Source organism: Paracoccus indicus, assembly GCF_003056335.1.
Classification (GTDB): domain Bacteria; phylum Pseudomonadota; class Alphaproteobacteria; order Rhodobacterales; family Rhodobacteraceae; genus Paracoccus; species Paracoccus indicus.
Genome location: NZ_PYWA01000007.1, coordinates 86,023 through 108,279, shown reverse-complemented (window position 1 = coordinate 108,279; position 22,257 = coordinate 86,023). Strand labels below are relative to the sequence as shown.

Here is a 22,257-nt window from a genome sequence, read left to right as displayed (position 1 = left end):
GGATCGGCGATGCGCCTGCGCCCCCGCCAGAAGACCTTCGTCGAGCGCAGCGTTGCTGCGCTCGCCTCCCGCGGCAACACGCTGGGCGTGGCGCCCACCGGTGCGGGCAAGACCATCATGCTCTCGGCGGTCACCGGCGAGATGATCGGCGACGGCGCGAAGGCCTGCGTGCTGGCGCATCGCGACGAGTTGACTGCGCAGAACCGCGACAAGTTCCAGCGCGTGGTGCCGGGCATAGCTACCTCGGTGATCGACGCCACCGAGAAATCCTGGAACGGCCAGGTCGCCTTCGCCATGGTGCCGACGCTGGCGCGGGCTTCGAACCTCGCCGACATGCCGCGTCTCGATCTGCTGGTCGTGGATGAGGCGCACCATGCCATCGCCGACAGCTACCGCCGCATCATCGACCGGGTGCGCGAAGCCAATCCCGACGCCCGCATTTTCGGGATCACGGCGACGCCGAACCGGGGCGACAGGAAGGGTCTGCGCGAGGTCTTCGACAATGTCGCCGATCAGGTTCGGCTGGGCGAGCTGATCGCCTCGGGCCACCTGCTGCCGCCGCGAACTTTCGTCATCGACGTGGGCGTGCAGGACGAGTTGCGCTCGGTCCGCAAGACCATGTCGGATTTCGACATGGCGGAGGTGGCGGGCATCATGGACCGCGCCCCCGTCACCGACGAGGTGATCCGCCACTGGAAGGAGAAGGCGGGCGATCGGCAGACCGTGGTATTCTGCTCCACTGTCGCGCACGCCGAGCATGTCACCGAGGCGTTCCGGGCTGCGGGTGTTGCCGCCGCGCTGATCCACGGCGATCTGGCGGCCGAGACCCGCAAGGCGATCCTCGCCGACTATGCGGCGGGCGACATCCGCGTCGTCGTCAACGTTGCGGTGCTGACCGAGGGCTGGGACCATCCGCCCACCTCCTGCGTCGTGCTGCTGCGCCCCAGCTCCTACAAGTCCACCATGATCCAGATGGTCGGGCGCGGTCTGCGCACCGTCGATCCCGAGGAACATCCCGGCATCGTCAAGACCGACTGCGTCGTGCTGGATTTCGGCACCTCCAGCCTGATCCACGGCACGCTGGAACAGGATGTCGATCTGGACGGCAAGATCGAGGCTGGTGAGGCGCCGACCAAGACCTGTCCTGCCTGCGATGCGGAAATCCCGCTGGCCGCCACCGAATGCCCGCTCTGCGGCGAGGCGTTCCCGCGCGAGGACGATGGGGCCGGTGAAGGCGGCGGTGCCGCACCGCTCTCGGGCTTCATGATGACCGAGATCGACCTGCTGAAGCGATCCAGCTTCGCCTGGGTCGACCTCTACGGCACGGACGACGCGCTGATGGCCGCGGGCTTCGCGGCCTGGGGCGGCATCTTCTGGCTGGACGGGGTCTGGTACGCCATCGGCGGGGCGAAGGGCGAACGCCCGCATCTGCTGGGCGTGGGCGAGCGCACCGTCTGCCTCGCGCAGGCCGACGACTGGCTGAACACCCATGAGACCGACGAGAGCGCCTTCAAGACCCGCTCCTGGCTGCGCCAGCCTCCGACCGAAAAGCAGCTGCAGTACCTGCCGCCCGAGTGCCGCCATGACTTCGGCCTGACGCGATACCGCGCCTCCGCGCTGATGACCTTCGGCTTCAACAAGCGCGCCATCCGCCAGCTGATCGACACGGCCGCCCGGCCCGAACGGAGGGCGGCATGACCCATGGCTTCCATCACCCCCATCACGGCCGAGGACCGGCGGCGGCTCTGGCATCCGCGTGGGACGCTCTGTGCTGTCTGCCGGCAACCCACCCGTGGTTTTGGCTGGTTCGATCCGCACCGGTCGAAGCGGCCCCGGCCATCGGTCTGGTTCTGCTCGATGCCCTGCCAGTCCTTCTGGACGCGCTTGGCCCGGGAGCGTTTCGCCATGGTTGACCTGACCGAGGAAGAGCGCGCCGCGATCACGGCCACCATGAAGCGCGTGGCGCTGCTGATGGACGAGATCGGCTGGGCCACTCCGCTCGCCGACCTGACCGAGCCGCAGGTGCGCGCGCTGATCGAGGAAGCTGTCGAAGGCTTCCGTGAAGCCATGTCCGACATCGCCCGGGCGCAGACGCCGGAGGTGCCGTTTTGACCCTCGATTACAATCACCGCCCCAGCTTCGCCGACCGGGTCAACGCCGCTGTCGATCGGGCGCTCACCGCCGATCATTCGACGCGGCCGCCCCGCGACTATCTGGGCGGCTCACGCTTGGGCCATGCCTGCGAACGGGCGCTGCAGTTCGAGTTCACGGCGACGCCGAAGGACGAGGGCCATGACTTCAGCGGCCAGTCGCTGCGCATCTTCGCCATCGGCCACGCGCTCGAGGATCTGGCCGTCGCCTGGCTTCGCGGCGCGGGCTTCGACCTCTACACCCGGAAGGGCAACCGGCCAGATGGCGGCCAGTTCGGGTTCTCGGTCGCGGGCGGGCGCATCCGCGGTCATGTCGACGGCATCATTACCGCCGGGCCCGAGGGCTTCGGTCTCGCCGTTCCCTCACTCTGGGAATGCAAGACCATGAACGCCAAGAACTGGCGCGCCTGCGTCAAGGACGGCGTCACGAAGTCGAAGCCGGTCTATGCCGCCCAGATCGCACTCTACCAAGCCTACATGGAAGGGACGGTCCCCGGCATCTCGGCCGCGCCCGCCGTGTTCACCGCGATCAACAAGGACACGGCGGAGATGCACCACGAGCTGGTGCCCTTCGATGCCGATCTCGCGCAGCGCATGTCCGACCGGGGCGTGCGGATCCTTCAGGCGACCGATGCAGGCGAGCTTCTGCCGCGCGTCGCCACCACATCAGACTTCTTCGAGTGCCGCTTCTGCCCGTGGTCCGAGCGCTGCTGGGGGCTGCCGGCATGAGCGACGACGGCATCCTGCATTTCAATCCGTGGATGGACTTCAACGACGGGCCACCGTCCGAGAACCCGTTCGGCTGCGATCCTGACCCCGAGCAGATCGGCCTTTTCCTCGACACCGTGTTCAGCTGGTGCGAGGGGCTGATCCCGCTGCGCGGCTTTGTCGACAAGGGTCAGGGCCGGGACGGCAAGCCGCACAACATCTGGATCCCGGCCGACGCCACCGCGCCCGAGAAACTCGCGACCTTCGCCGCGTGGGCGAACCGCGAGGGCGCCGCCGTCTATGTCATCCCGGGCACGGTCGAGGAGCAGGGTCAGGCACGCGCCGCCGACGTGCTGCAGATGCAGGCCATCGTCGTCGATCTCGACGCGGGCGATATCCCGGCCAAGCTCGACCATGTCACTCGCTACCTCGGCACGCCCACACTCATCATCGAAAGCGGCGGGCGCACGCCCGAGGGCGCCGCGAAGCTTCATGTCTGGTGGAAACTGACCGAGCCCGCGGAGAGCGAGGAGCTCGCCACCCTCTGCCGCCTGCGGGGCGAGATTGCCGTGAAAGTCGGCGGCGACACGCATTTCCGCTCCGCGCACCAGCCGATCCGGGTGCCTGGCACCGTCTATCACAAGCATGGCCATCAACGCCTCGTGCAGATCCGCGAGCATTGCTCGATCGAAGTGGATCTTGCCGATTTCGCGGAAAAGGTCGCCGACATGCCGCCGCTGCCAGGCGTAGGCTTCGCCAGCGACGTTGCCACAACAGCATCGAAGCCCGGCATCGACGCGGTGCTCACCACGCCAGTGCGCGAAGGCGCGGTGGACGACTGGTCCCGCTTCCAGGGGGCCAGCGCCGCCATCGGCCATTACGTACGCCTCGTCCACGAGGGCCGCCTCGATCCCTTCGCGGGCTGGGAGGCGATCTGCGGCTACAACGCCGCCATGCTGCGCCCGTCCTGGCCGCTCGATCGGCTGATGGCCGAGTCCGAACGGCTCTGGGCGCTGCATGTGAAGCGCAACGGTCCGCCGCTCCTGCGCGCGGCCCATGTCGATGCCCCGGCCAGCCCGCTGCCGACCTTCACCCTCGGCGCGCTCCTCGACGACACGAGCCCGATGCCCGAGGACATCATCGGGCCGCGCGTGCTGACGCCGGGCGGGCTCCTGGTGCTGGGCGGCGCGCCCAAGGTCGGCAAGAGCGACTTCCTGATCTCCTGGCTCGTGCACATGGCGGCGGGCGTGCCGTTCCTCGGCTTCACGCCTCCCCGGCCGCTGCGCGTGTTCTACCTGCAGGCCGAGATCCAGTATCACTACCTGCGCGAGCGCATGCAGCAGATCGCGCTGCCCGCCGCCGTGATCGCCGCCGCGCGCGACACCTTCATTGCCACGCCGAAGCTGAAGCTGCTGCTCGACGCAGAGGGCGTCGCGCGCGTGGCCGAGGCGATCCGGGCCGAATTCCCCGACGCGCCGCCCGACATCATCGTCATCGACCCGATCCGCAACCTTTTCGACGGTGGCCCCGAGGGCGGCGGCGAAAACGACAACACCGCCATGATGTTCTTCCTGAAGGACCGGGTGGAGCTTCTGCGCGAGGCGGTCAATCCGGACGCGGGCGTCATCCTCGCCCACCATACCCGCAAGGCCAGCAAGCATCAGGTCAAGGACGATCCCTTCCTCGCGCTCTCCGGCGCCAGCGCGCTGCGGGGTTTCTACACCTCGGGGCTGCTCATGCACCGGCCCGACGAGGACAGCAGCGTCCGCAGGGTGGAGATCGAACTCCGGAACGGCCCCGCGCTGCCTGGGAAGCTGATCGACAAGGTGAAGGGCGAATGGGTCGAGCTGAACCCGATGAACGAGCGCCTGGTGCGAAAGGAGGTCGGCGCCAAACTCGATGCCGAGCGGCTGCGCAAGCACGATGTCATCCTCGGCATGCTGCTGGACGAGGCGGCGAGCGAGCGCCTCTACACCGCCATGCAGTTCGCCGAGACCTTCGAGAACCGGGGAGGTCTGGGCAGCAAGCACACCATCCGCGAGCGCCTCAGCGTGCTGGCGACCAAGGGCTTCGTGAAGTTCCTGCGCGACCCCTCGGGGTTCGGCTTCCCCGTCACCCGGTCGCGGTTCGGCTACCTCTGCGTCGAGGGCATGCAGTTCGGCGCGCCCGTCGAGGAGGTCGATCCGGACACCGGTGAAGTCACCACAAGCGCCCGTCCGGTCCTGCCCAGCCACTTCAAATGCCCCCAGTCCGGGCTCTGCCTGCAGGTCGAAAACCCCGCCGTCTGGGCCTACCCGGAGGGGCTGGAGGACGACCTAACTCATATGAGTGAGGCCTGACTCATATGACAGCGCCAACTGTGCACTCAATGAAATCAATGGGTTACGGGCAAATAAGAGTTAGGTCCCTGACTCATGCCCGAAGACTTCATGAAGTCTTATTCCACAATGATTTCAGCCACTTGAACGCCTCGGAACAGTTAGGTGTCAAACCCCCATACTACGTATGGGAGGGCCACCCCACAGGGTTGGCCACTCCTCCCATACGTCCGGGCCAGCCGCGCGCGTCGCCGTGACGCTCCCTTGTGCTTTCCGATCCGACGACGGCGGCCCCGTACCGCCAAGCACCAGACCGCCGTCGTCTTCCACCACCACAGGCCACCGGCGAAGGAGACCCATCATGGCTCAGCCGACTCTGATCCCCAATTGCGACGGCGCAAGGTTTGAATCGCTGCCACTCGACACTCCCCGCAACCGCTGCATCCTCGCGCTCGACCTCGGCACCTCGACCGGCTGGGCGATCCGCGGTCACGACGGTCTGATCACCAGCGGCACCGTCTCGCTGCGCCCGGGCCGCTTCGACGGCGGCGGCATGCGCTACCTGCGCTTCACCAACTGGCTGACCGAGATCGACCGGCTCTCCGGTCCTGTCGCCGCCATCTGGTTCGAGGAAGTCCGCCGCCACGCAGGCACCGACGCGAGCCACATCTACGGCGGGCTCATGGCCACGCTGACCGCATGGGCTGAGCTGCGCGGCGTGCCGTACGAGGGTGTCCCGGTTGGCACGATCAAGCGCCACGCCTCGGGCAAGGGCAACGCCGACAAGGCCGCCATGGTCGCCGCCGTCCGCGCCCGCGGCTTCAACCCGGCAGACGACAACGAGGCCGACGCCATCGCGCTCCTGCTCTGGGCGATCGAGACGAAGGGAGGTGTGGCATGAGATGGCACCCCCATGGCTACGGCGGTCGGCGCCGGGATCCCGAACAGGTCAAGCGTGAGGGCTGGCAGGAACAGGGCGTGCTCGCGGTCTCCGCCGATGACGACCGCCTCAGCTGGCCCGAGCGTGAGCTTGTCCGCCAGCTCGGCGAGAAGCTCTACGGCCCGCGCCCGTCCGACAGGGAGGCGCGCCATGGCTGATCGCGAATGGACCGCAGACTGCGTCGCCGATCATTTCGAGGAGGCGTTCCGCACCCTGCGCAAGCTGCCGCCGGTGAAGGCGCAGGGCTACTTCAACACCTGGCCCGACATCGTGCGGACCAGCCGCGAGATCGCGGCGATGGAACCCCAGCCGATGCGGGTCTGGCCCTCGGCCGCCGCGATCACCCGGCTCGAGCAGACCTTCGACTGGGTGCTCTGGATCGAGGAAGCGGAGCGCAAGCTGGTCTGGTCGCGCGCGGCCCGGGTGCCGTGGAAGCAGATCAGCGGGGAGTTGGGCTGCGACCGCACGACCGCCTGGCGTCGCTGGCAGCTGGCGCTGACCAAGATCGCCGCGCGCCTGAATGCGCAGTGACTCCAATGTGTTGCAACACTTTTTCCTTCGACATCTGCAACAGATCCATGCTATTCCGAAGGCAAGATGGGGAGAGTGCGCTGGAAAGCTCGCTCTCCCCTTTGCGTTGGCGGGGCTCTTCTGGACCCCGGTATCCAGCGAGGGTCCGGCCGGGGTCCACCCCGAGGCAGTTTCCGGTTCCTTCCTGGCGATATTCGTATGCTGGCGGGCGAAGCGCGGAATATCGCCAGCGACTGGGCCGGTTTTTTGGGAAGCCACCCGGAAGCCGGAGCCGCGCGCGGCCCGCGCAAAAACCAATGAATGCTGGCCTTCGGACCGGACACCGCTGGTGGCCGCTGGACCCCATGTGGAGTCCAGCCTGGCATCCGGAGTCCGGAAGCCACCAGCATCCACCCGACCGAGGAACCTTGCCCACCATGACGCTGAGCTTCGCCCCGGACGCGATCGAGACGTGGCCGCTGTCGCGCCTCCAGCCCTACGCGAAGAACGCGAAAGCGCACGGGCCGGACCAGGTCGCGAAGATCGCCGCCAGCATGGCCGAGTTCGGCTGGACCGTGCCGTGCCTCGTCGGCGAGGGCGGCGAGCTGATCGCGGGCCACGGGCGCGTTCTGGCGGCAACCCAGCTTGGACTGACCGAAGCGCCAGTCATCGTGCTCGGGCACCTGACCGAGGCGCAGAGGCGCGCGTACCGCATCGCGGACAACAAGCTGACCGAACTAGGCACCTGGGACGAAGCGCTGCTGTCGGCGGAACTGAACGACCTTCTGGCCGAGGACTTCGACCTGTCGCTGGTCGGCTTCTCCGATGGCGAACTCGACAAGCTGCTGGCCTACGTCGCGGAAGACGACGGTGAAGAAGGTGGCGCCGGGGGCTCCGTGCCGCCGGTGACCATCCCCGAACCGCCGCGCAACCCGGCCTCGCGGACCGGCGATCTCTGGATCCTCGGTGATCATCGGCTGCTCTGCGGCGACAGCACCAGCCACGAGGATGTCCGTCGCCTGATGAACGGCGAGCGCGCGGTGCTGTTCGCGACCGACCCGCCGTATCTCGTCGATTACGACGGCTCGAACCATCCGACCCGCAACAAGGATTGGTCCGCGTCCTACGGCACGACCTGGGACGACAGTTCTCAGGGCGCGGAACTCTACGACGGTTTCATCGCCGCCGCGGTCGCGGAGGCGATCACGGAGGACGCGGCCTGGTACTGCTGGCACGCCTCCCGTCGCCAGGCGATGCTCGAGGCCTGCTGGGAGAAGGCCGGCGCCTTCGTCCATCAGCAGATCATCTGGGTGAAGGACCGGGGCGTCCTCACCCGGTCGCACTACCTCTGGAAACACGAGCCCTGCTTCATGGGCTGGCGGCGCCCGAACCGGCCGCCGAAGGTCGCCGAGCAGACGCTGCCCTCGACCTGGGAGATGCCGTCCTTCGCCAAGGACGAGCGCCCGGATCACCCGACGCCGAAGCCGCTCGACGCCTTCGGCATTCCGATGCGCCAGCACGTGGCGCGCGGCGGGCTCTGCTACGAGCCCTTCTCGGGCTCCGGCTCGCAGATCATGGCGGGCGAGGCCAACGGCCGTCGCGTCTTCGCGATGGAGATCAGCCCGGCCTACGTCGATGTCGCCGTGGAACGCTGGCAGGCCGAGACCGGCCGCGACGCGATCCTCGACGGCAACGGTCGGACCTTCGCGCAGGTGAGGACCGAGCGGCTGGGCGACGACGCCGCGGCCCCGGCCGATACGCCGCACACGGATGCCGCCCCCGAACCCGCGCGCAAGCGCAAGACCGCCGCGTGACATGCATGACCTGGCTCTACCTTCCTCCGGAGACGCTTCCGGAGCCGGAGACGCATGCCTGTTCGGTCTCTCCCTTTGCTCCGGCGCAGGCGGGCTCGATCTCGGGCTTGCCATCGCCATCCCCGGATATCGTGCTGTGGGCCATGTCGAACGGGAAACCTTCGCCGCAGCCACTCTCGTGGCGCGGATGGAAGACGCGTCCCTGGATCAGTCTGTTGTCTGGGACGACGTTGCCACCTTCGACGGCCGCCCGTGGCGCGGCGCGGTGGACATCGTCACTGCAGGCTATCCGTGCCAGCCGTTCTCTGTCGCGGGAAAGCGTCGCGGCGCGGACGACCCGCGGCACCTCTGGCCGCATGTCGCCCGCATCGTCGGCGAATGCGAGCCGCCCTTCGTGTTCCTCGAGAATGTCGCCCATCATCTCCGCCTCGGCTTCCCCGAAGTCGCCGGCGGACTGGTCGGCATGGGCTACCGCCTTGCGGCAGGCCTCTTCACGGCGGCGGAAGTCGGCGCGCCGCACAAGCGCGAGCGCCTCTTCATTCTCGCCATCCGCGAGGGGGACGAACTGGCCGACCCCGCGCGCCTGCTCTGGGACCCGGTCGAGTGCCGGGAACCGGACGGAACTGCTGCGGCTCTGGCCGACGCCGAGGGCCAGCGCCAACGAGAACCGGCAGACGAAACCGACGCCATCGCAGGAAGCGGGTCAGCACGGCATGAACCTCGCGACGACGGCTGCGCTGTGGCCGACGCCGCAGACGGACAGTTTCCGCAGCCGGGGCGGCGAACGGCGCGACGAGAAGGGTCTGGACCGCATGGCGCGGGATTGGCCGACGCCAATGGCGAACGACGGCTGCAAGCCGAGCGCGGGCAACCGCAAGACGGCCGATCTGACCCATGCGGCGGGGATGTGGATGACGCCGACGGCCCGCGATCACAAGGATGGCGCGACGACCTTGGCGAACACGCCGGTGAACGGCCTGCTTGGCCGCCAGGTCCTGGTGACGCCGATGGCTGGGAGCAACTCCTCCGAGCCGCGCCGGACCTTGAACCCGCTGTTCGTCGAGGCGCTGATGGGCTGGCCCACCGGGTGGACCGGCTTCGCCTCTGTGGCAACGGCGTGGTCCCCCTGGTTGCGGCGCATGCGCTGCGAACTCTGGCGGCTGAATTGCTGGCCGATGGATGAGGCAGCGGCATGAAGCAGTCCCGCCTCATGTCGCTGGTCGAGTCCGTCGCCAACGTGGCTGTCGGCTACGGCGCCGCGGTCGTCACGCAGACCCTGATCTTCCCAGTCTTCGGGCTGCACACGACGCTGGCGCAAAACCTCAAGATGGGCGCGATTTTCACCGTGGTGAGCATCGCGCGGTCCTACCTCCTGCGGCGGCTGTTCGAGCGCCTGAAAGTGGGGCAGCTCTGATTACACTCTTTGATTATCCGGCCAGACTCGTTTCCCTGGTCCGGCGCCGCCCGGAAACTGAAAACCCATGTGGGTGACGGTATCGATTACTGTGGCCGCGAGTTCGGCAACATGGCTTTGAACTTGATGGAGGTAGGGAACGTCAATTGGTGTGCCGAAGATCTCTTTTCGCTTGTTAACGAAGAGAGGTAATGAGCGTCCTTCGTGGTCTGGCGTCCGCCACGAGCCGTGACAGATCACGTTCCTGATCTCAGACGCTTCCTTGATCGCGGCAACGAGTTCGTCAATGTTCTCAGTGGTGCTTTTCGCATTTTCGCGAGCCGCCTTGGCATAGGCATCGGCAAGCGGCTTTAATGTGTCAGTCAAGGCTCTTTCGAGGGTTGGAAGCCATGAAGCATACGCCTCCTGCGCCTCTGCGGTCGTCTCAAACTGACGAGTCGCGGTAAACGCGAAAATCGCTTTGCCCAACACCTCCTCTAGAAAGCCGTAGGTCGCTACAGTTCTACCCAACTGTTCCCAGAACTCGGGCGAATGGCGGTGGGTGGGCCACTTTGGAGGCAGGCTGTCGCGATCAATAATCGCTCGATTGACATCTTCGTCTTCGATCATGTTGTGCCGCCGTTCACAGATTCTCCCACAACATGTCACGCCGAATGATGCCCGTCACGAGTCTCACTGGTGGCACAGTAATGGCACACGACAATCTGCAGGCCGCCGCCCGCGATCTGCTGTTATGGCAACGAGAAACCGCCGCCCGGTCGGGGCGGCGGCGTAGCGCTTACGGCATAGGATCAGGCGGCGGGAAGCCGATAGACCCTGCCGCGCCCGTCCATCTTCTCCGATGTCACCTCGAGCCCGAGTTTCTTCTTCAGCGCCCCGGCCATCGCGCCGCGCACCGTGTGCGACTGCCAGCCCGTCGCGGCCATGATCTCCTCGATGGTCGCGCCATCCGGCGCACGCAGCATGGCGATCAGGGTGGCCTGCTTGGTGCCCTCGCGCGGCGTGCGCGCCTTGGGCGCGGCTGCGGGCTCGGTGGGGGTGTCCTGCGAGGCCTCCGCACTCGGCGCCTCGTCGGCGCCCGTGGGCGCGCTGTCGCCGCTCTCCGGCTCGACGCCGATGGCGGCAAGGCCAGCGTTCGTGATGTGGAGGAGGATGGCGTTGCCGTCCTCATCGTTGTGCCAGATGCGGTTGAGCGCGGCGTCGGCCTTGGTCTGGCTCTCGGTCGGCGTTTCGGCGATCAGCCCGCGGGAGAGGAGCGCGCCGACCACCTTGGCGGCGGCGCCGACGCGGAGCGAGCCGGGAAGCGGCAGGACGTTGCGGTCCTCGCGCTGCGCGGCGGCGCTGAGGATCACGAGCTGTGTGTCGAAAAGCTTGGTCATCTGGGGTCTCCGTGTTCGGGGCCGCGACCGTCGCGACCCTCCTACGACCCCGAGCCGCGCTTCGGCGCGGCAGGAGTTCCGGCAGCGCCGGAAATCAGCGGGCGTGCTCGCCCTCGCCGAAGGCGCTGTCGGTGATGCGCTTCAGAAGGCTGGCGTAGTGTTCGAGGGTGCCGACCATGGCCCAGCCCACCTCGTCGGGGTGGCAGTTGAAATGGTCGTCGCTGAGCGCCTGCAGCCGGGCGAGCATCTCGTCGATCTCGGCTTTCTTGCCGATGAAGGCCGCGAGCGCGGCTTCCTTGTTCCTGCGCGCCCTCTCGGCGCGGAGTTCGTGGCGCGGGGTGGTGATCGGGTTCAGGCGCGTGGTCATCGTGGTGGCTCCGTGGTGAGTTGCATCGTCCTTCTGACAGGACGTTCGCTCTCTCCGTCGTGCTTATCAACTCGATAAGCACATGATCTTGAATGATAATCGGGGTCGTCGATGCAGGGCATGAGCGAGCGCCAGTACGCCGCCCATGTCGGGCTGTCGCGGGGCGCGATCCAGAAGGCGAAGACGGCCGAGCGGCTGGTCCTCTATCCCGACGGCAGCATTAACGCGACGGCCAGCGACGCCCGGCGGGCGGAAACGACGGACCCGTCCAAGACCCGCAAGCCGCCCGCACCGAAGCTGAAGCCTGTCCCCGAGGCGGCAGTGGCGGCCGTCGGTGACACGCTCCGAGAACAGGGTCTGGCGGTGCCAGCCGTCGGTGGTGGCACCACCTTCCTGCAAGCCAAGACCGCGAACGAGGTGCTGAAGGCGCAGGAGCGGCGCATCCGGCTGCAGAAGCTGAAGGGGGAGTTGATCGAGCGGGCTCGCGCGCTGGCGCTGGTGTTCCGCCTGGCGCGGGAAGAGCGGGACGCCTGGGTGACCTGGCCTGCACGCGCGGCGGCGCTGATGGCGGCCGAGCTCTCGGCCGCATGCAGCGACGCGACCGGCCAGCAGATCGCCGTGGAGCCAGCCGCGATGCAGAAGGTGCTGGAGAGACATGTACGCGCCCACCTCGACGAACTCGCCGAGGTCCGGCCCGACTTCCGGTGACGATGATGGCCTGACGGACTTCGACGGCGCGGGCGAGATCCTGCGCGCCTGGGGCAACGGGCTTCGGCCCGACCCGGACCTGACCGTCTCGGAATGGGCGGACCGGCACCGGATGCTTTCGGGCCGCGCCTCGGCCGAGCCGGGGCGGTATCGCACGGTGCGCACGCCCTACATGCGCGAGATCATGGACCGGCTGTCGCCCGGCGATCCCACGCAGCGGGTCGTGTTCATGAAGGCGGCGCAGGTCGGCGCGACGGAGGCCGGGAACAACTGGATCGGGTTCGCGATCCACCAGGCGCCGGGCCCGATGCTCGCGGTCCAGCCGACGGTGGAGTTGGCGAAACGCAACTCCCGCCAGCGGATCGACCCACTGATCGACGAAAGCCCCGAGCTGCGGGAGCGGGTGAAGCCCGCCCGGTCCCGTGACGCGGGCAACACGATGCTGTCGAAGGAATTCGCGGGCGGCATTTTGATCATGACCGGGGCGAACTCGGCGGTCGGGCTGCGGTCCACTCCGGCGCGCTACATCTTCCTCGACGAGGTCGACGCCTATCCGGCGTCCGCTGACGAGGAAGGCGACCCGGTCACGCTGGCCGAGGCGCGGTCACTGACCTTTGCCCACCGGCGCAAGGTGCTGCTGGTCTCGACGCCCACGATCCGGGGGCTGTCGCGCATCGAGCGCGAGTACGAGGCCAGCGATCAGCGCCGGTTCTTCGTGCCGTGCCCGCATTGCGGCGCGATGCAGTGGCTGAAGTTCGACAGGCTACGCTGGCAGAAGGGCCGCCCGGGGACGGCGGAATATCACTGCGAGGGCTGCGAGACGCCCATCGCGGAGCACCACAAGACGGCCATGCTGGAGGGGGGCGAATGGCGGGCGACGGCTGTGGCCGCCGATCCGACCACGGTCGGGTATCACCTCTCGGCGCTCTATTCGCCGATCGGCTGGCTGAGCTGGGAGCGGATCGTGCGGGCATGGGACGCGGCTCAGGGGTCGGACGAGGCGATCAAGGCGTTCCGCAACACGATCCTCGGCGAGACCTGGGTCGAGACCGGCGAAGCCCCCGACTGGCAGCGGCTCTACGACCGGCGCGAGCGCTGGACATCCGGCACGGTGCCCGCGGGCGGGCTGTTCCTGACCGCCGGGGCAAACGTGCAGAAGGACCGGATCGAGGTCGACGTCTGGGCCTGGGGTCGTGGTCTGGAAAGCTGGTTGGTGGATCACGTCGTGATCGAGGGTGGCCCCGACCGGCACGACGCTTGGTCGGAGTTGACGGCGCTGCTTGACAGGTCGTGGCCGCACGAGCGTGGCGCGCATCTCAGGATCGCGCGGCTGGCCATTGATACCGGCTACGAGCCCCCGGCGGTCTATTCCTGGTCGCGAGCGCAGGGGTTCGCACAGGTGTCGCCGGTGAAGGGTGTCGAGGGGTTCAACCGCTCGAGCCCGGTGTCGGGGCCAACCTTCGTCGACGCGACCGAGGGCGGGAAACGCCTGCGGCGCGGGGCGCGGCTCTGGACCGTGGCGGTGTCCACCTTCAAGGCCGAGACCTACCGCTTCCTGCGGCTGGCGCGCCCGACCGAGGAGGACATGGCCGACGGTGCGGCGTTCCCGCCCGGCGCGGTGCACCTGCCGCACTGGGTCGAGAACGAATGGCTGAAGCAGTTCGTGGCCGAGCAGCTGGTGACGGTGCGCACGAAGCGCGGCTTCGCCCGGCTGGAATGGCAGAAGCTGCGCGAGCGCAACGAGGCGCTGGACTGCCGAGTCTATGCCCGCGCCGCCGCCTGGATCGCGGGCGCGGATCGCTGGCCTGACGAGAAATGGCGCGACCTCGAGGATCAGCTCGGGGCAGCCCCCACCGACACCGATCCCGCCGGGCAGATCAACCGGCCGGGACAGGCCCCGCAGGGCAAGCGCCGCTCCGACTGGCTCGGACGGCGCGGAGGATGGTTCTGAACATGACCGACTGGACGGAAACGGAGCTTTCGGCGCTGCGCCGCGCCTATGCCAGCGGCACGACCCGGGTCAGCTATGACGGCAAGTCGGTGGATTACGGCTCGGCCGAGGACCTGCTCGCCCGCATCCGGACCATCGAGCGCGCCATCGCGGGCACCACGCGGCCGTTGCCGATCGCCGGACTGGCTGGCTTCTCGCGCGGGGACCGGTGATGTCGGCGAACTGGTTCGACCACGCCATCGCAACCGTGGCGCCTCGCATGGCCGCGCGCCGCGTCATGGCGCGGCAAGCCTTCGAGACCCTGACGCGGGGCTACGACGGGGCCGCGCGCGGGCGGCGGACGGAGGGCTGGCGTGCGCCGGGATCCTCGGCCGACACCGAAATCGGCGTCGCCGGGGCACTGCTGCGCGACCGGATGCGCGACCTGGTGCGCAACAACCCGCATGCGGCCAAGGCCGTCGCAGTGCTGGTCAACAACATCATCGGCGCGGGCATCATGCCCCGCGCCGCCAGCGGCGACGACACGCTGGACCGCAAGGTGGACGCGCTGTTCGAGCGCTGGACGGCGGAGTGCGACGCCGACGGCCAGCTCGACTTTTACGGGCTGCAGACGCTGATCTGCCGTGAGATGGTCGAGGCGGGCGAGGTCCTGGTACGCCGTCGCCTGCGGCGCGCGAGCGACGGTCTGGCCGTGCCTCTGCAGTTGCAGGTGCTGGAGGCCGACTTCCTCGACGCCACGAAATCCGGCGCCCTCGGCGCGGGGCGCCTTGTGCAAGGGATCGAGTTCGATCCGGTCGGCAAGCGCCGCGCCTACTGGCTGCATGCCGAGCATCCGGGCGACGCCTATGGCGCCTTGCAGAACGGGTTGCAGAGTCGCCCGGTGCCAGCGAGCGAGATCGCCCATGTCTACGAGAAGCAGCGCACGCAGGCGCGCGGTGTGCCATGGGGCGCGCCGGTGATCCGGTCGTTGCGTGATCTCGACGATTACGAGGTGGCGGAACTCGTCCGCAAGAAGACCGAGGCCTGCGTCACCGCCATCGTCTTCGGCGATGACGAGGCGCAGCAGGGCATCGCGCCGTCGGTGATCGATGCCGATGGCAACCGCGTCGAGCAGTTCGAGCCGGGGCTGATCGCCTATGCCCGCGGCGGCAAGGACATCCGGTTCAACCAGCCCTCGGCCACGGGCGGCTACGGTGAGTACAAGCGCGCGAGCCTGCACACCATCTCGGCGGGCTTCCGGGTGCCCTACGAGCTGCTCACCGGCGATCTGTCCCAGGTCAACTATTCCTCGATACGGGCGGGCCTGGTGGAGTTCCGCCGCCAGATCGACGCCGTCCAATGGCAGCTGTTCATCCCGATGTTCTGCGCCCCGGTCTGGCGCTGGTTCACCGAGGCCGCATGGGCGGCGGGTCAGATCCCGTCGCCGATAGTGCCGGTCGAATGGTCGCCGCCGAAGTTCGAGGCGGTCGATCCGCAGAAGGACGCGATGGCGAACCTGCTGTCGATCCGCTCCGGCACCATGACGTTGGCCGAGGTGATCGCGCGGCAGGGCCGGAACCCCGATGCGGTGCTGGCGGAGATCGCCGCGACGAACGCCAAGCTCGATGCGCTGGGGCTGGTGCTCGACAGCGATCCGCGGCGCGTCACGAAAACCGGCAGCGCCCAGACCAACGATCCCGCCGACGACGATCCCTCCGCCAACGCGTATGAAACCAACCCGGCGCAGGCCGACCCCGACCGACAGGACTGACCCCATGGACACGATGATCGAACTGCCGGCCATGCGCCGGTCGGCGGAGCTTGCGCCCAACACCGCCGATGCCGACAGCCGCACCGTCGAGGTGATCTGGTCGGCCGGGGCCCGCGTCCGCCGCGCCACCCTCTTCGGCGAGGCCTATGACGAGGAATTGAGCCTCGATCCCGCCCATGTCCGGCTCGACCGGCTGAACGCGGGCGCGCCGTTCCTGAAGGTGCACGAGCTCGACACGCTCGACGCGGTGATCGGCTCGGTCGTGCCGGGCTCGGCGCGGATCGAGAACGGCCGCGGCATCGCGCTGGTGCGGATCAGCGAGCGCGCCGATGTCGAGCCAATCTGGCGCGACATCCAGGCCGGGCACATCCGCGCGGTCTCGATCGGCTACCAGGTCCACCGCTTCGAGGTCTCGAAGCCCGAGGCCGCGCGCGAACTCTGGCGCGCGGTCGACTGGACCCCGTTCGAGGTCTCCGCCGTCGCGGTCGGCGCGGACCCCGCCGCGGGCTTCCGTGCCCAGCATCCCCTTCACGACTGCGTCCTCCACCGCCGGGACGCCCCTTCCACCACGAAAGGACCGACCCCGATGACGGACAAGACCCAGACTCCGGCGAGCGACGCCGCAACCCCCGCCACCACCCAGCCGACCGAGCCGGTCGCAACCGAGGACACCCCCATGACCGAGCCGAAACCGGCTGCGCCCGACCCGACGGTCGCCGTAGTCGAAACCCGCAGCCAGCCGAAGACGCAGGCAACTCCCGCGCCCGACACCGAAACGGTCGCGACACGCGCGCGCGAGGCCGAGCGCGACCGCGTCTCCACGATCTACGATCTGGCCGGGCGGCTGAACCTCGAGCGCGGCTTCGCCGAGGATCTGGTCAAGCGCGGCGTCAGCGTCGACGAGTCCCGCCGCCTTATCCTCGACCAGGTCGCCGCGAAGTCGGACGAGACCCGCACCTTCCCCCATGTCTCCGTCCCGCTCGGCGGCCGCGACGAGCGCATCACCCGCCGCGATGCGGTGGCGAACGCGCTGCTGCACCGCTACAGCCCGACGCTGTTCCAGCTGGAGGACGCCGCGCGCCAGTATCGCGGCATGACGCTGCTGGAACTCGCCCGCGAGAGCTTCGGCAATGCCGGGGTGAACACGCGGGGCCTGTCGCGCGACGAGGTGGCGACGCGGGCGCTGCATTCCACATCGGACTTCCCCGAGATCCTCTCGGCCGTCACCAACAAGACCCTGCGGCAGGCCTACGAGGCCTATCCCCGCACCTTCATGCTGTTCTGCCGCCAGGTGCTGGCGACCGACTTCAAGGCGATGCACCGGGTGCAGCTCGGCGAAGCCCCTCAGCTGCTCGAGGTCGGCGAGAGTGGTGAGTTCAAGCGCGGCACGCTCGGGGAGTCGAAGGAGAGCTACAAGGTCAAGACGTATGGCCGGGTGGTCGCGATCACCCACCAGACGCTGATCAACGACGATCTCGACGCCTTCACCCGGATCCCGGCGATGTACGGCAACTCCATCGCGCAGCTGGAGTCGGACGTGGTCTGGGGCATCATCACCGCCAACCCGGCGATGGCCGACGGCAACGCGCTATTCCACGCCACCCACAAGAACCTCGCCGGCACCGGCGCGGCGCTCGACGTGAGCAGCGTCGGTGCGGCGCGCGCCGCGATGGCCAAGCAGACCGGCCTCGACAAGAAGACGGTGCTGAACGTCCGCCCGGCGTTCCTGATCGTGCCCGCGTCGCTGGAGCTGAAGGCCGAGCAGCTGGTCGCCCAGAACCTGGTGCCCGCTGCGACGTCCAGCGTGGTGCCGCAGTCGATCCGCACCCTCGCGCCGATCAGCGAGCCCCGGCTCGACGCCGCCAGCGAGACCGCCTGGTATCTGGCGGCTTCGCCCAACCAGATCGACACCATCGAGTACGCCTATCTCGAGGGCCAGCAGGGCGCCTACATCGAGACGCGCAACGGCTTCGACGTCGACGGCGTCGAGATCAAGTGCCGCCTCGACTTCGGCGCCAAGGCCATCGACTGGCGCGGCCTTTACAAGAACCCGGGCGCGTAACCCGCACCCCATGCTGAACCCTGACACGCGGGCGGCCCACACGGGCCGCCCTTCGTCTTTCCAAGAGGATCACCCCCATGAAAACCTACGTCCAGCCCGGCAATACCATCACCCTGACCGCGCCCTATGCCGTCGCCTCCGGCGATGGCCTGCTCGTCGGCTCCATCTTCGGTATCGCCGCGGGCGCCGCCGCCCTCGGCGAGCCCGTCGAGACGGCGCTCGTCGGCGTCTTCGACATCACCAAGGTCGGCTCCCAGGCCTGGACCGTCGGCGCCAAGGTCTATTGGGACGACACCAACAAGCGCTGCACCACGGTCGCGACCGACAACACCCTCATCGGCGCGGCCGTCGAGGCCGTGGCCAGCGGCGCGGGCGACACAACCGGTCGAGTGCGCCTGAACGCGACGTTCTAATGAGCGCCTTCGCCGCCGCCGTTGGCGCGCTCTTCGCCGATCCGAACATCGGTCGGGACGCGGTCTACATCGCCGACGGCGGCGCGCCCGTGCTGGTGCGGGTCGTCGCCCGGCGCGCCGACGCGATCAGCGACTTCGGCGATGCGCGACTCTGGTCCGAGACCACGAGGATCGACCTGCGCGTGGCTGAGGTGCCGACACCGCGTCCCGGCGACCGCATCGAGATCGACGGCGACGCCTTCCTCATTCAGGGCGAGCCTGTCCGCGACCGCGAGCGGCTGGTCTGGACCGTCGATCTGAGGCCCGCGTGAAACTGAAGCTCGACATCGATCCCGACATCGTCGCGATGATGGCGGCCGAGGTCGCGGCGGGCGAGCGCGCTGTCACGGCCGCCATGCGCGAGGCCGGGACCGGACTGAAGACCGCTTGGCGGCTGCAGATCACCGGCGCGGGGCTCGGCCCCCGACTCGCCAACTCGATCCGCAGCCAGAGCTTCCCGAGGTCGGGCGACAGCCTCGATGCCGCGGCGCTGGTCTGGTCGAAGGCCCCGGTGATCGTCGGTGCCCATGACACCGGGCCGCTGATCCGCTCGAAGAACGGGTTCTGGCTGGCGATCCCGCTGCCTGCGGCGGGCAAGTCCCTGCGTGGCGGCCGGATCACGCCCGGTGAATGGGAACGACGACGCGGCCTGCGCCTGCGCTTCGTCTATCGCCGCACGGGGCCGAGCCTGCTGGTGGCGGAGGGACGGCTGAACACGAAGGGCCAGGCCGTGGTGTCCCGCTCGAAGACCGGGCGCGGCAAGGTCACCGCGCCGATCTTCCTGCTGGTGCCGCAGGTCAAGTTGCCGAAGCGGCTGGACCTGGCGCGGGACGCGGACCGGGCATTGGACAGCGTGCCGGGGCTGATCGTGGCGAACTGGGTCTTGTGATTTACCACGGCAGGCTGTCACGTTCGTCATAGTTGACTGTCACGACAAACTGCCGCTGGAATATGTATATGCGGTCGAAAAACCAGAAGCGCGGGGGCCGCTGAAATGACGCTTGGCATATCATGGGTTAGAGTTGCTGGTGGAGTCAGAGAGCTAATCGTTGCTTCTGATAGCCGTCTCTCCGGTGGGCAATTCTGGGACGCAAACCCGAAGATCGTGCTTCTTCCCAGAAGTGATGCCGTAATTTCGTTTGCCGGCCATACAGGCGACGCCTATCCCCTGATGCTTCAGGCGTACAATTCGATCCTAATGTATCCTCCTGCACAGAACAGAGCGATGGACCTCGAGCACCTAAAAGGGCACTTGAATAGGGTCTTCGACCACTCTCGCAAGTTCATTTCGAATTTGCCACGCGGGCAGGTTGTCCCTGATGAACCGGACGCGAAATTCGCGCTCAGCGGGTATTCGTGGAAGTCAAAGAAATTTCACGTTTGGACGCTTCATTTTGATCGATCAATTGGGCGATTCACTTTCAAACCGGCTTCAACATGGGCAGCTCAAGACGAAGATGCGTACAAGTTGATATGCTACATCGGTGATGCGGATCCGGTTGCTGAAGCCAAGGAAAGGTTGGTGTCACTTCTCCGAGCACGTGGAAAGCTTCGCTCGGGCTCTTTGGACATGGAACCTTTCGAAGTGCTTCGAGATATTATTCGAGAAGGGAAATTTGGTAGTGTTGGAGGGCCGATCCAACTAGTGAAGATTTATGAGCACGCCAATGCAGTGCCTGTTGGCGTATATTGGCCTGACCGGGCCTCCGGATCCATATCAGTGCTTGGTCGTCCACTTATGGAATATGAAACAACGCGTTGGGGCGTGATTGATCCCGATCAGCCTGACCGTGCGCGTCCGCCAGATGCCGTTGATCCGGTCGATACGCCGTAGATTGCCATGCCCACCACCCGCGAAACCATCCTCGTCGCGTTGCATGCGCGGCTCTCGGCGCTTCCCGCCACCGCGCTGCGCGGTGAGGTGCTGCCCGAACGCGTGCCGGCCGAGGGCCTGCTGATCCTGCGCGATGGGGAGCCCGGTGAGCCCGAGGTGACGCTGTCGCCGCTCGCCTATCACTACCAGCACCGCGCTGAAATCGAGGCGATTGTGCAGGGCGCCGACCGTGACGCCGCCTTCGACACGCTGACCGCCAGCATTGGCACGGCGCTCGCCGCCGACCGAACACTGGGCGGATTGTGCGACTGGGTCGAGGCGGAACCCCCGAGGCCGGTCGATCTGCCCGTCGAAGGCGCGGCGAGCCTGAAGGCCGCCGTGATCCCGGTGGTGTTGCACTATTCCACGGCCGACCAGCTGGCCTGACCCCGACAACCCGAGGAGAACACCATGGCACGAGCCCAGGGGGCGCGGGCGCTGATGGCGCTTGCGTTCGAGACGACCTATGGAACGCCGCCCGTGAGCGGCTTTACCCGCATGCCCTTCGCCAGCGCGTCGCTGGGGGCCGAGCAACCGCTGCTGAACTCCGAGCTGCTGGGGTACGGCCGCGATCCGCTGGCGCCGATCAAGGACGCGGTGACGGCGGACGGCGATGTCGTGGTGCCGCTCGACGCGGAGGCCTTCGGCTTCTGGCTGAAGGCGGCCTTCGGCGCGCCCACGACCACGGGCGCGGAGGCCCCGTACACCCACGAATTCCAGTCGGGGGCATGGACTCTGCCCTCGATGTCGATCGAGACCGGCATGCCGGAGGTGCCGCGCTATGCGATGTATTCCGGCTGCGTGCTCGACCAGATCACCTGGCAGATGCAGCGCTCCGGCCTGCTGACCGCAACCGCGCGGCTCGTGGCGCAGGGCGAAACGGTGGGCACGACCACCAGCGCTGGGACGCCTGCAGCTCTCGAGCTGAAGCGCTTCGGCCATTTCAACGGATCGATCACGCGGAATGGGACCGCGCTCGGCAACGTCGTCTCGGCCGAGATCACCTATGCCAACAACCTCGACCGGATCGAGACGATCCGGAACGACGGCCGCATCGACGGGGCGGACCCGTCCATCGCGGCGCTCACCGGCCGGATCGAGGTGCGCTTCGCCGACCAGACGCTGGTGACGCAGGCCATCAACGGCGAGGCCTGCGAGATGGAGTTCGCCTACGTCCTGCCCTCGGGCGAAAGCTTCACCTTTACCGTGCACGCCGTCTACCTGCCGCGCCCGCGCATCGAGATCTCCGGGCCGCAAGGCGTGCAGGCCACCTTCGACTGGCAGGCCGCCCGCGACAGCGTGGTCGGCCGAATGTGCACGGCAACCCTGATCAACGACATCGAGGTGTACTAACGATGCTGACGCTCGACCTGACCAATGCCCCACGCTGGCACGACCTCGCCCATGGGGTCCGGGTGCAGCTGCGCCCGCTGACCACCGCGCTGATGGTGGCGACGCGGAGCGACCCGGCCATCGAGGCAGTTCCGGAGGAAGCCTCCGACGAGGAGCGCGCCGTCGCCTTCGCCAAGGCGCTGGCGCGGCGGGCGGTGCTCGGCTGGGAGGGCATCGGCGACGCTGACGGCAATTCCATCGATCCCAGCCCCGAGGCCATCGACGCGCTGCTCGATGTCTGGCCGATCTTCGAGGCCTTCCAGCTGACCTACGTCTCCAAGGGTCTGCTGCTGGAGCAGGAAAAAAACGTCTCCGCGCCCTCGCCGAATGGTCCTTCGGAGGGGGCGATCGATACTGCGACGCCTGCCAGACGGCGTGCGAAGACTACCCGGCGCGGCTGAACCGTCCGGAAACTCCGGAGGGTTGGCAGGTTTGGGACCTGGTCGGCCGCCTCGGTGGCCAGCTGCGC

The 22,257-nt window shown here is 67.8% G+C and carries 25 protein-coding genes and 1 pseudogene; 23 read left to right on the top strand and 3 right to left on the bottom strand.

Annotated features, from left to right (window positions below):
- The first annotated feature begins 9 nt into the window (after positions 1–9).
- From DDE75_RS12860 to DDE75_RS12815, 11 genes and pseudogenes are all read left to right on the top strand, one after another.
- Positions 10–1,698, top strand: a complete 1,689-nt coding sequence (locus DDE75_RS12860; RefSeq protein ID WP_108502794.1) for a DEAD/DEAH box helicase — start codon at positions 10–12, stop codon at positions 1,696–1,698.
- 3 nt (positions 1,699–1,701) lie between these two features.
- Positions 1,702–2,112 carry a DUF6511 domain-containing protein gene (locus DDE75_RS17695; protein ID WP_245894742.1) on the top strand — a complete coding sequence of 137 codons (411 nt, stop codon included), beginning with the start codon at positions 1,702–1,704 and terminating at the stop codon, positions 2,110–2,112.
- A complete protein-coding gene (locus tag DDE75_RS12850; protein WP_108502793.1) occupies positions 2,109–2,879 on the top strand; it encodes a PD-(D/E)XK nuclease family protein in 771 nt (256 codons plus the stop codon). The genes DDE75_RS17695 and DDE75_RS12850 overlap by 4 nt, the downstream gene beginning before the upstream one ends.
- Entirely contained in the window at positions 2,876–5,197 is a 2,322-nt protein-coding gene (locus tag DDE75_RS12845; protein ID WP_245894741.1) for an AAA family ATPase, read from the top strand. Before DDE75_RS12850 ends, DDE75_RS12845 begins: the two co-directional genes overlap by 4 nt.
- Positions 5,198–5,537: 340 nt before the next feature.
- Positions 5,538–6,077: a hypothetical protein gene (locus DDE75_RS12840; protein WP_245894740.1), complete on the top strand. Its 540-nt coding sequence runs from the start codon at positions 5,538–5,540 to the stop codon at positions 6,075–6,077.
- Positions 6,074–6,274: a hypothetical protein gene (locus tag DDE75_RS12835; protein WP_108502791.1), complete on the top strand. Its 201-nt coding sequence runs from the start codon at positions 6,074–6,076 to the stop codon at positions 6,272–6,274. Before DDE75_RS12840 ends, DDE75_RS12835 begins: the two co-directional genes overlap by 4 nt.
- Entirely contained in the window at positions 6,267–6,647 is a 381-nt protein-coding gene (locus DDE75_RS12830) for a DUF6362 family protein (protein WP_018303644.1), read from the top strand. The genes DDE75_RS12835 and DDE75_RS12830 overlap by 8 nt, the downstream gene beginning before the upstream one ends.
- 416 nt (positions 6,648–7,063) lie before the next feature.
- Positions 7,064–8,440, top strand: a complete 1,377-nt coding sequence (locus tag DDE75_RS12825) for a site-specific DNA-methyltransferase (RefSeq protein ID WP_108502790.1) — start codon at positions 7,064–7,066, stop codon at positions 8,438–8,440.
- Positions 8,397–8,948: pseudogene (locus tag DDE75_RS17690) on the top strand (DNA cytosine methyltransferase); the annotation flags it as partial. The gene DDE75_RS12825 and the pseudogene DDE75_RS17690, both read left to right, overlap by 44 nt.
- Before the next feature lie 205 nt (positions 8,949–9,153).
- Entirely contained in the window at positions 9,154–9,636 is a 483-nt protein-coding gene (locus DDE75_RS17685; RefSeq protein ID WP_245894753.1) for a hypothetical protein, read from the top strand.
- Entirely contained in the window at positions 9,633–9,854 is a 222-nt protein-coding gene (locus DDE75_RS12815; protein ID WP_108502788.1) for a DUF7220 family protein, read from the top strand. The genes DDE75_RS17685 and DDE75_RS12815 overlap by 4 nt, the downstream gene beginning before the upstream one ends.
- Here DDE75_RS12815 and DDE75_RS12810 read toward each other — a convergent pair whose 3' ends face one another.
- The 3 genes from DDE75_RS12810 to DDE75_RS12800 all read right to left on the bottom strand — a co-directional run bounded on the left by DDE75_RS12810 (position 9,855) and on the right by DDE75_RS12800 (position 11,600).
- A complete protein-coding gene (locus tag DDE75_RS12810; RefSeq protein ID WP_108502787.1) occupies positions 9,855–10,463 on the bottom strand; it encodes a hypothetical protein in 609 nt (202 codons plus the stop codon).
- 182 nt (positions 10,464–10,645) lie between these two features.
- Positions 10,646–11,233, bottom strand: coding sequence for a DUF3489 domain-containing protein (locus tag DDE75_RS12805; RefSeq protein ID WP_108502786.1), 588 nt, complete (start codon positions 11,231–11,233; stop codon positions 10,646–10,648).
- A gap of 94 nt (positions 11,234–11,327) precedes the next feature.
- A complete protein-coding gene (locus DDE75_RS12800; protein WP_108502785.1) occupies positions 11,328–11,600 on the bottom strand; it encodes a hypothetical protein in 273 nt (90 codons plus the stop codon).
- Between the two features lie 111 nt (positions 11,601–11,711).
- On the opposite strand from DDE75_RS12800, the gene DDE75_RS12795 reads away from it, so the two are divergent.
- The 12 genes from DDE75_RS12795 (at position 11,712) to DDE75_RS12745 (ending at position 22,189) form a co-directional block, all read left to right on the top strand.
- The gene (locus tag DDE75_RS12795; protein ID WP_108502784.1) at positions 11,712–12,308 is read left to right on the top strand and encodes a hypothetical protein; all 597 of its coding nucleotides are present in this window, start codon (positions 11,712–11,714) and stop codon (positions 12,306–12,308) included.
- The gene (locus tag DDE75_RS12790) at positions 12,256–14,259 is read left to right on the top strand and encodes a phage terminase large subunit family protein (protein ID WP_108502783.1); all 2,004 of its coding nucleotides are present in this window, start codon (positions 12,256–12,258) and stop codon (positions 14,257–14,259) included. The genes DDE75_RS12795 and DDE75_RS12790 overlap by 53 nt, the downstream gene beginning before the upstream one ends.
- 2 nt (positions 14,260–14,261) lie before the next feature.
- Positions 14,262–14,471: a phage head-tail joining protein gene (locus DDE75_RS12785; RefSeq protein WP_037207673.1), complete on the top strand. Its 210-nt coding sequence runs from the start codon at positions 14,262–14,264 to the stop codon at positions 14,469–14,471.
- Between the two features lie 47 nt (positions 14,472–14,518).
- Positions 14,519–16,009, top strand: coding sequence for a phage portal protein (locus tag DDE75_RS12780; RefSeq protein ID WP_245894739.1), 1,491 nt, complete (start codon positions 14,519–14,521; stop codon positions 16,007–16,009).
- A 4-nt stretch (positions 16,010–16,013) separates the two neighbouring features.
- Positions 16,014–18,071 (top strand): prohead protease/major capsid protein fusion protein, encoded by a 2,058-nt coding sequence (locus tag DDE75_RS12775; RefSeq protein WP_108502781.1) that lies wholly within the window; start codon positions 16,014–16,016, stop codon positions 18,069–18,071.
- Positions 18,072–18,148: 77 nt separating this feature from the next.
- The gene (locus DDE75_RS12770) at positions 18,149–18,484 is read left to right on the top strand and encodes a DUF2190 family protein (protein WP_108502780.1); all 336 of its coding nucleotides are present in this window, start codon (positions 18,149–18,151) and stop codon (positions 18,482–18,484) included.
- Complete coding sequence (locus DDE75_RS12765) at positions 18,484–18,795, top strand: head-tail joining protein (protein WP_108502779.1); 312 nt, start codon at positions 18,484–18,486, stop codon at positions 18,793–18,795. Before DDE75_RS12770 ends, DDE75_RS12765 begins: the two co-directional genes overlap by 1 nt.
- Positions 18,792–19,412 carry a DUF6441 family protein gene (locus DDE75_RS12760; protein ID WP_108502778.1) on the top strand — a complete coding sequence of 207 codons (621 nt, stop codon included), beginning with the start codon at positions 18,792–18,794 and terminating at the stop codon, positions 19,410–19,412. Before DDE75_RS12765 ends, DDE75_RS12760 begins: the two co-directional genes overlap by 4 nt.
- Positions 19,413–19,517: 105 nt before the next feature.
- Positions 19,518–20,357 (top strand): hypothetical protein, encoded by an 840-nt coding sequence (locus DDE75_RS17325; protein ID WP_162799032.1) that lies wholly within the window; start codon positions 19,518–19,520, stop codon positions 20,355–20,357.
- 6 nt (positions 20,358–20,363) lie between these two features.
- A complete protein-coding gene (locus DDE75_RS12755; protein WP_108502777.1) occupies positions 20,364–20,783 on the top strand; it encodes an acyl-CoA transferase in 420 nt (139 codons plus the stop codon).
- Between the two features lie 24 nt (positions 20,784–20,807).
- Positions 20,808–21,749 carry a phage tail tube protein gene (locus DDE75_RS12750; protein ID WP_108502776.1) on the top strand — a complete coding sequence of 314 codons (942 nt, stop codon included), beginning with the start codon at positions 20,808–20,810 and terminating at the stop codon, positions 21,747–21,749.
- Positions 21,750–21,751: 2 nt separating this feature from the next.
- Positions 21,752–22,189, top strand: coding sequence for a hypothetical protein (locus DDE75_RS12745; RefSeq protein WP_108502775.1), 438 nt, complete (start codon positions 21,752–21,754; stop codon positions 22,187–22,189).
- The last annotated feature ends 68 nt before the right edge of the window (positions 22,190–22,257 follow it).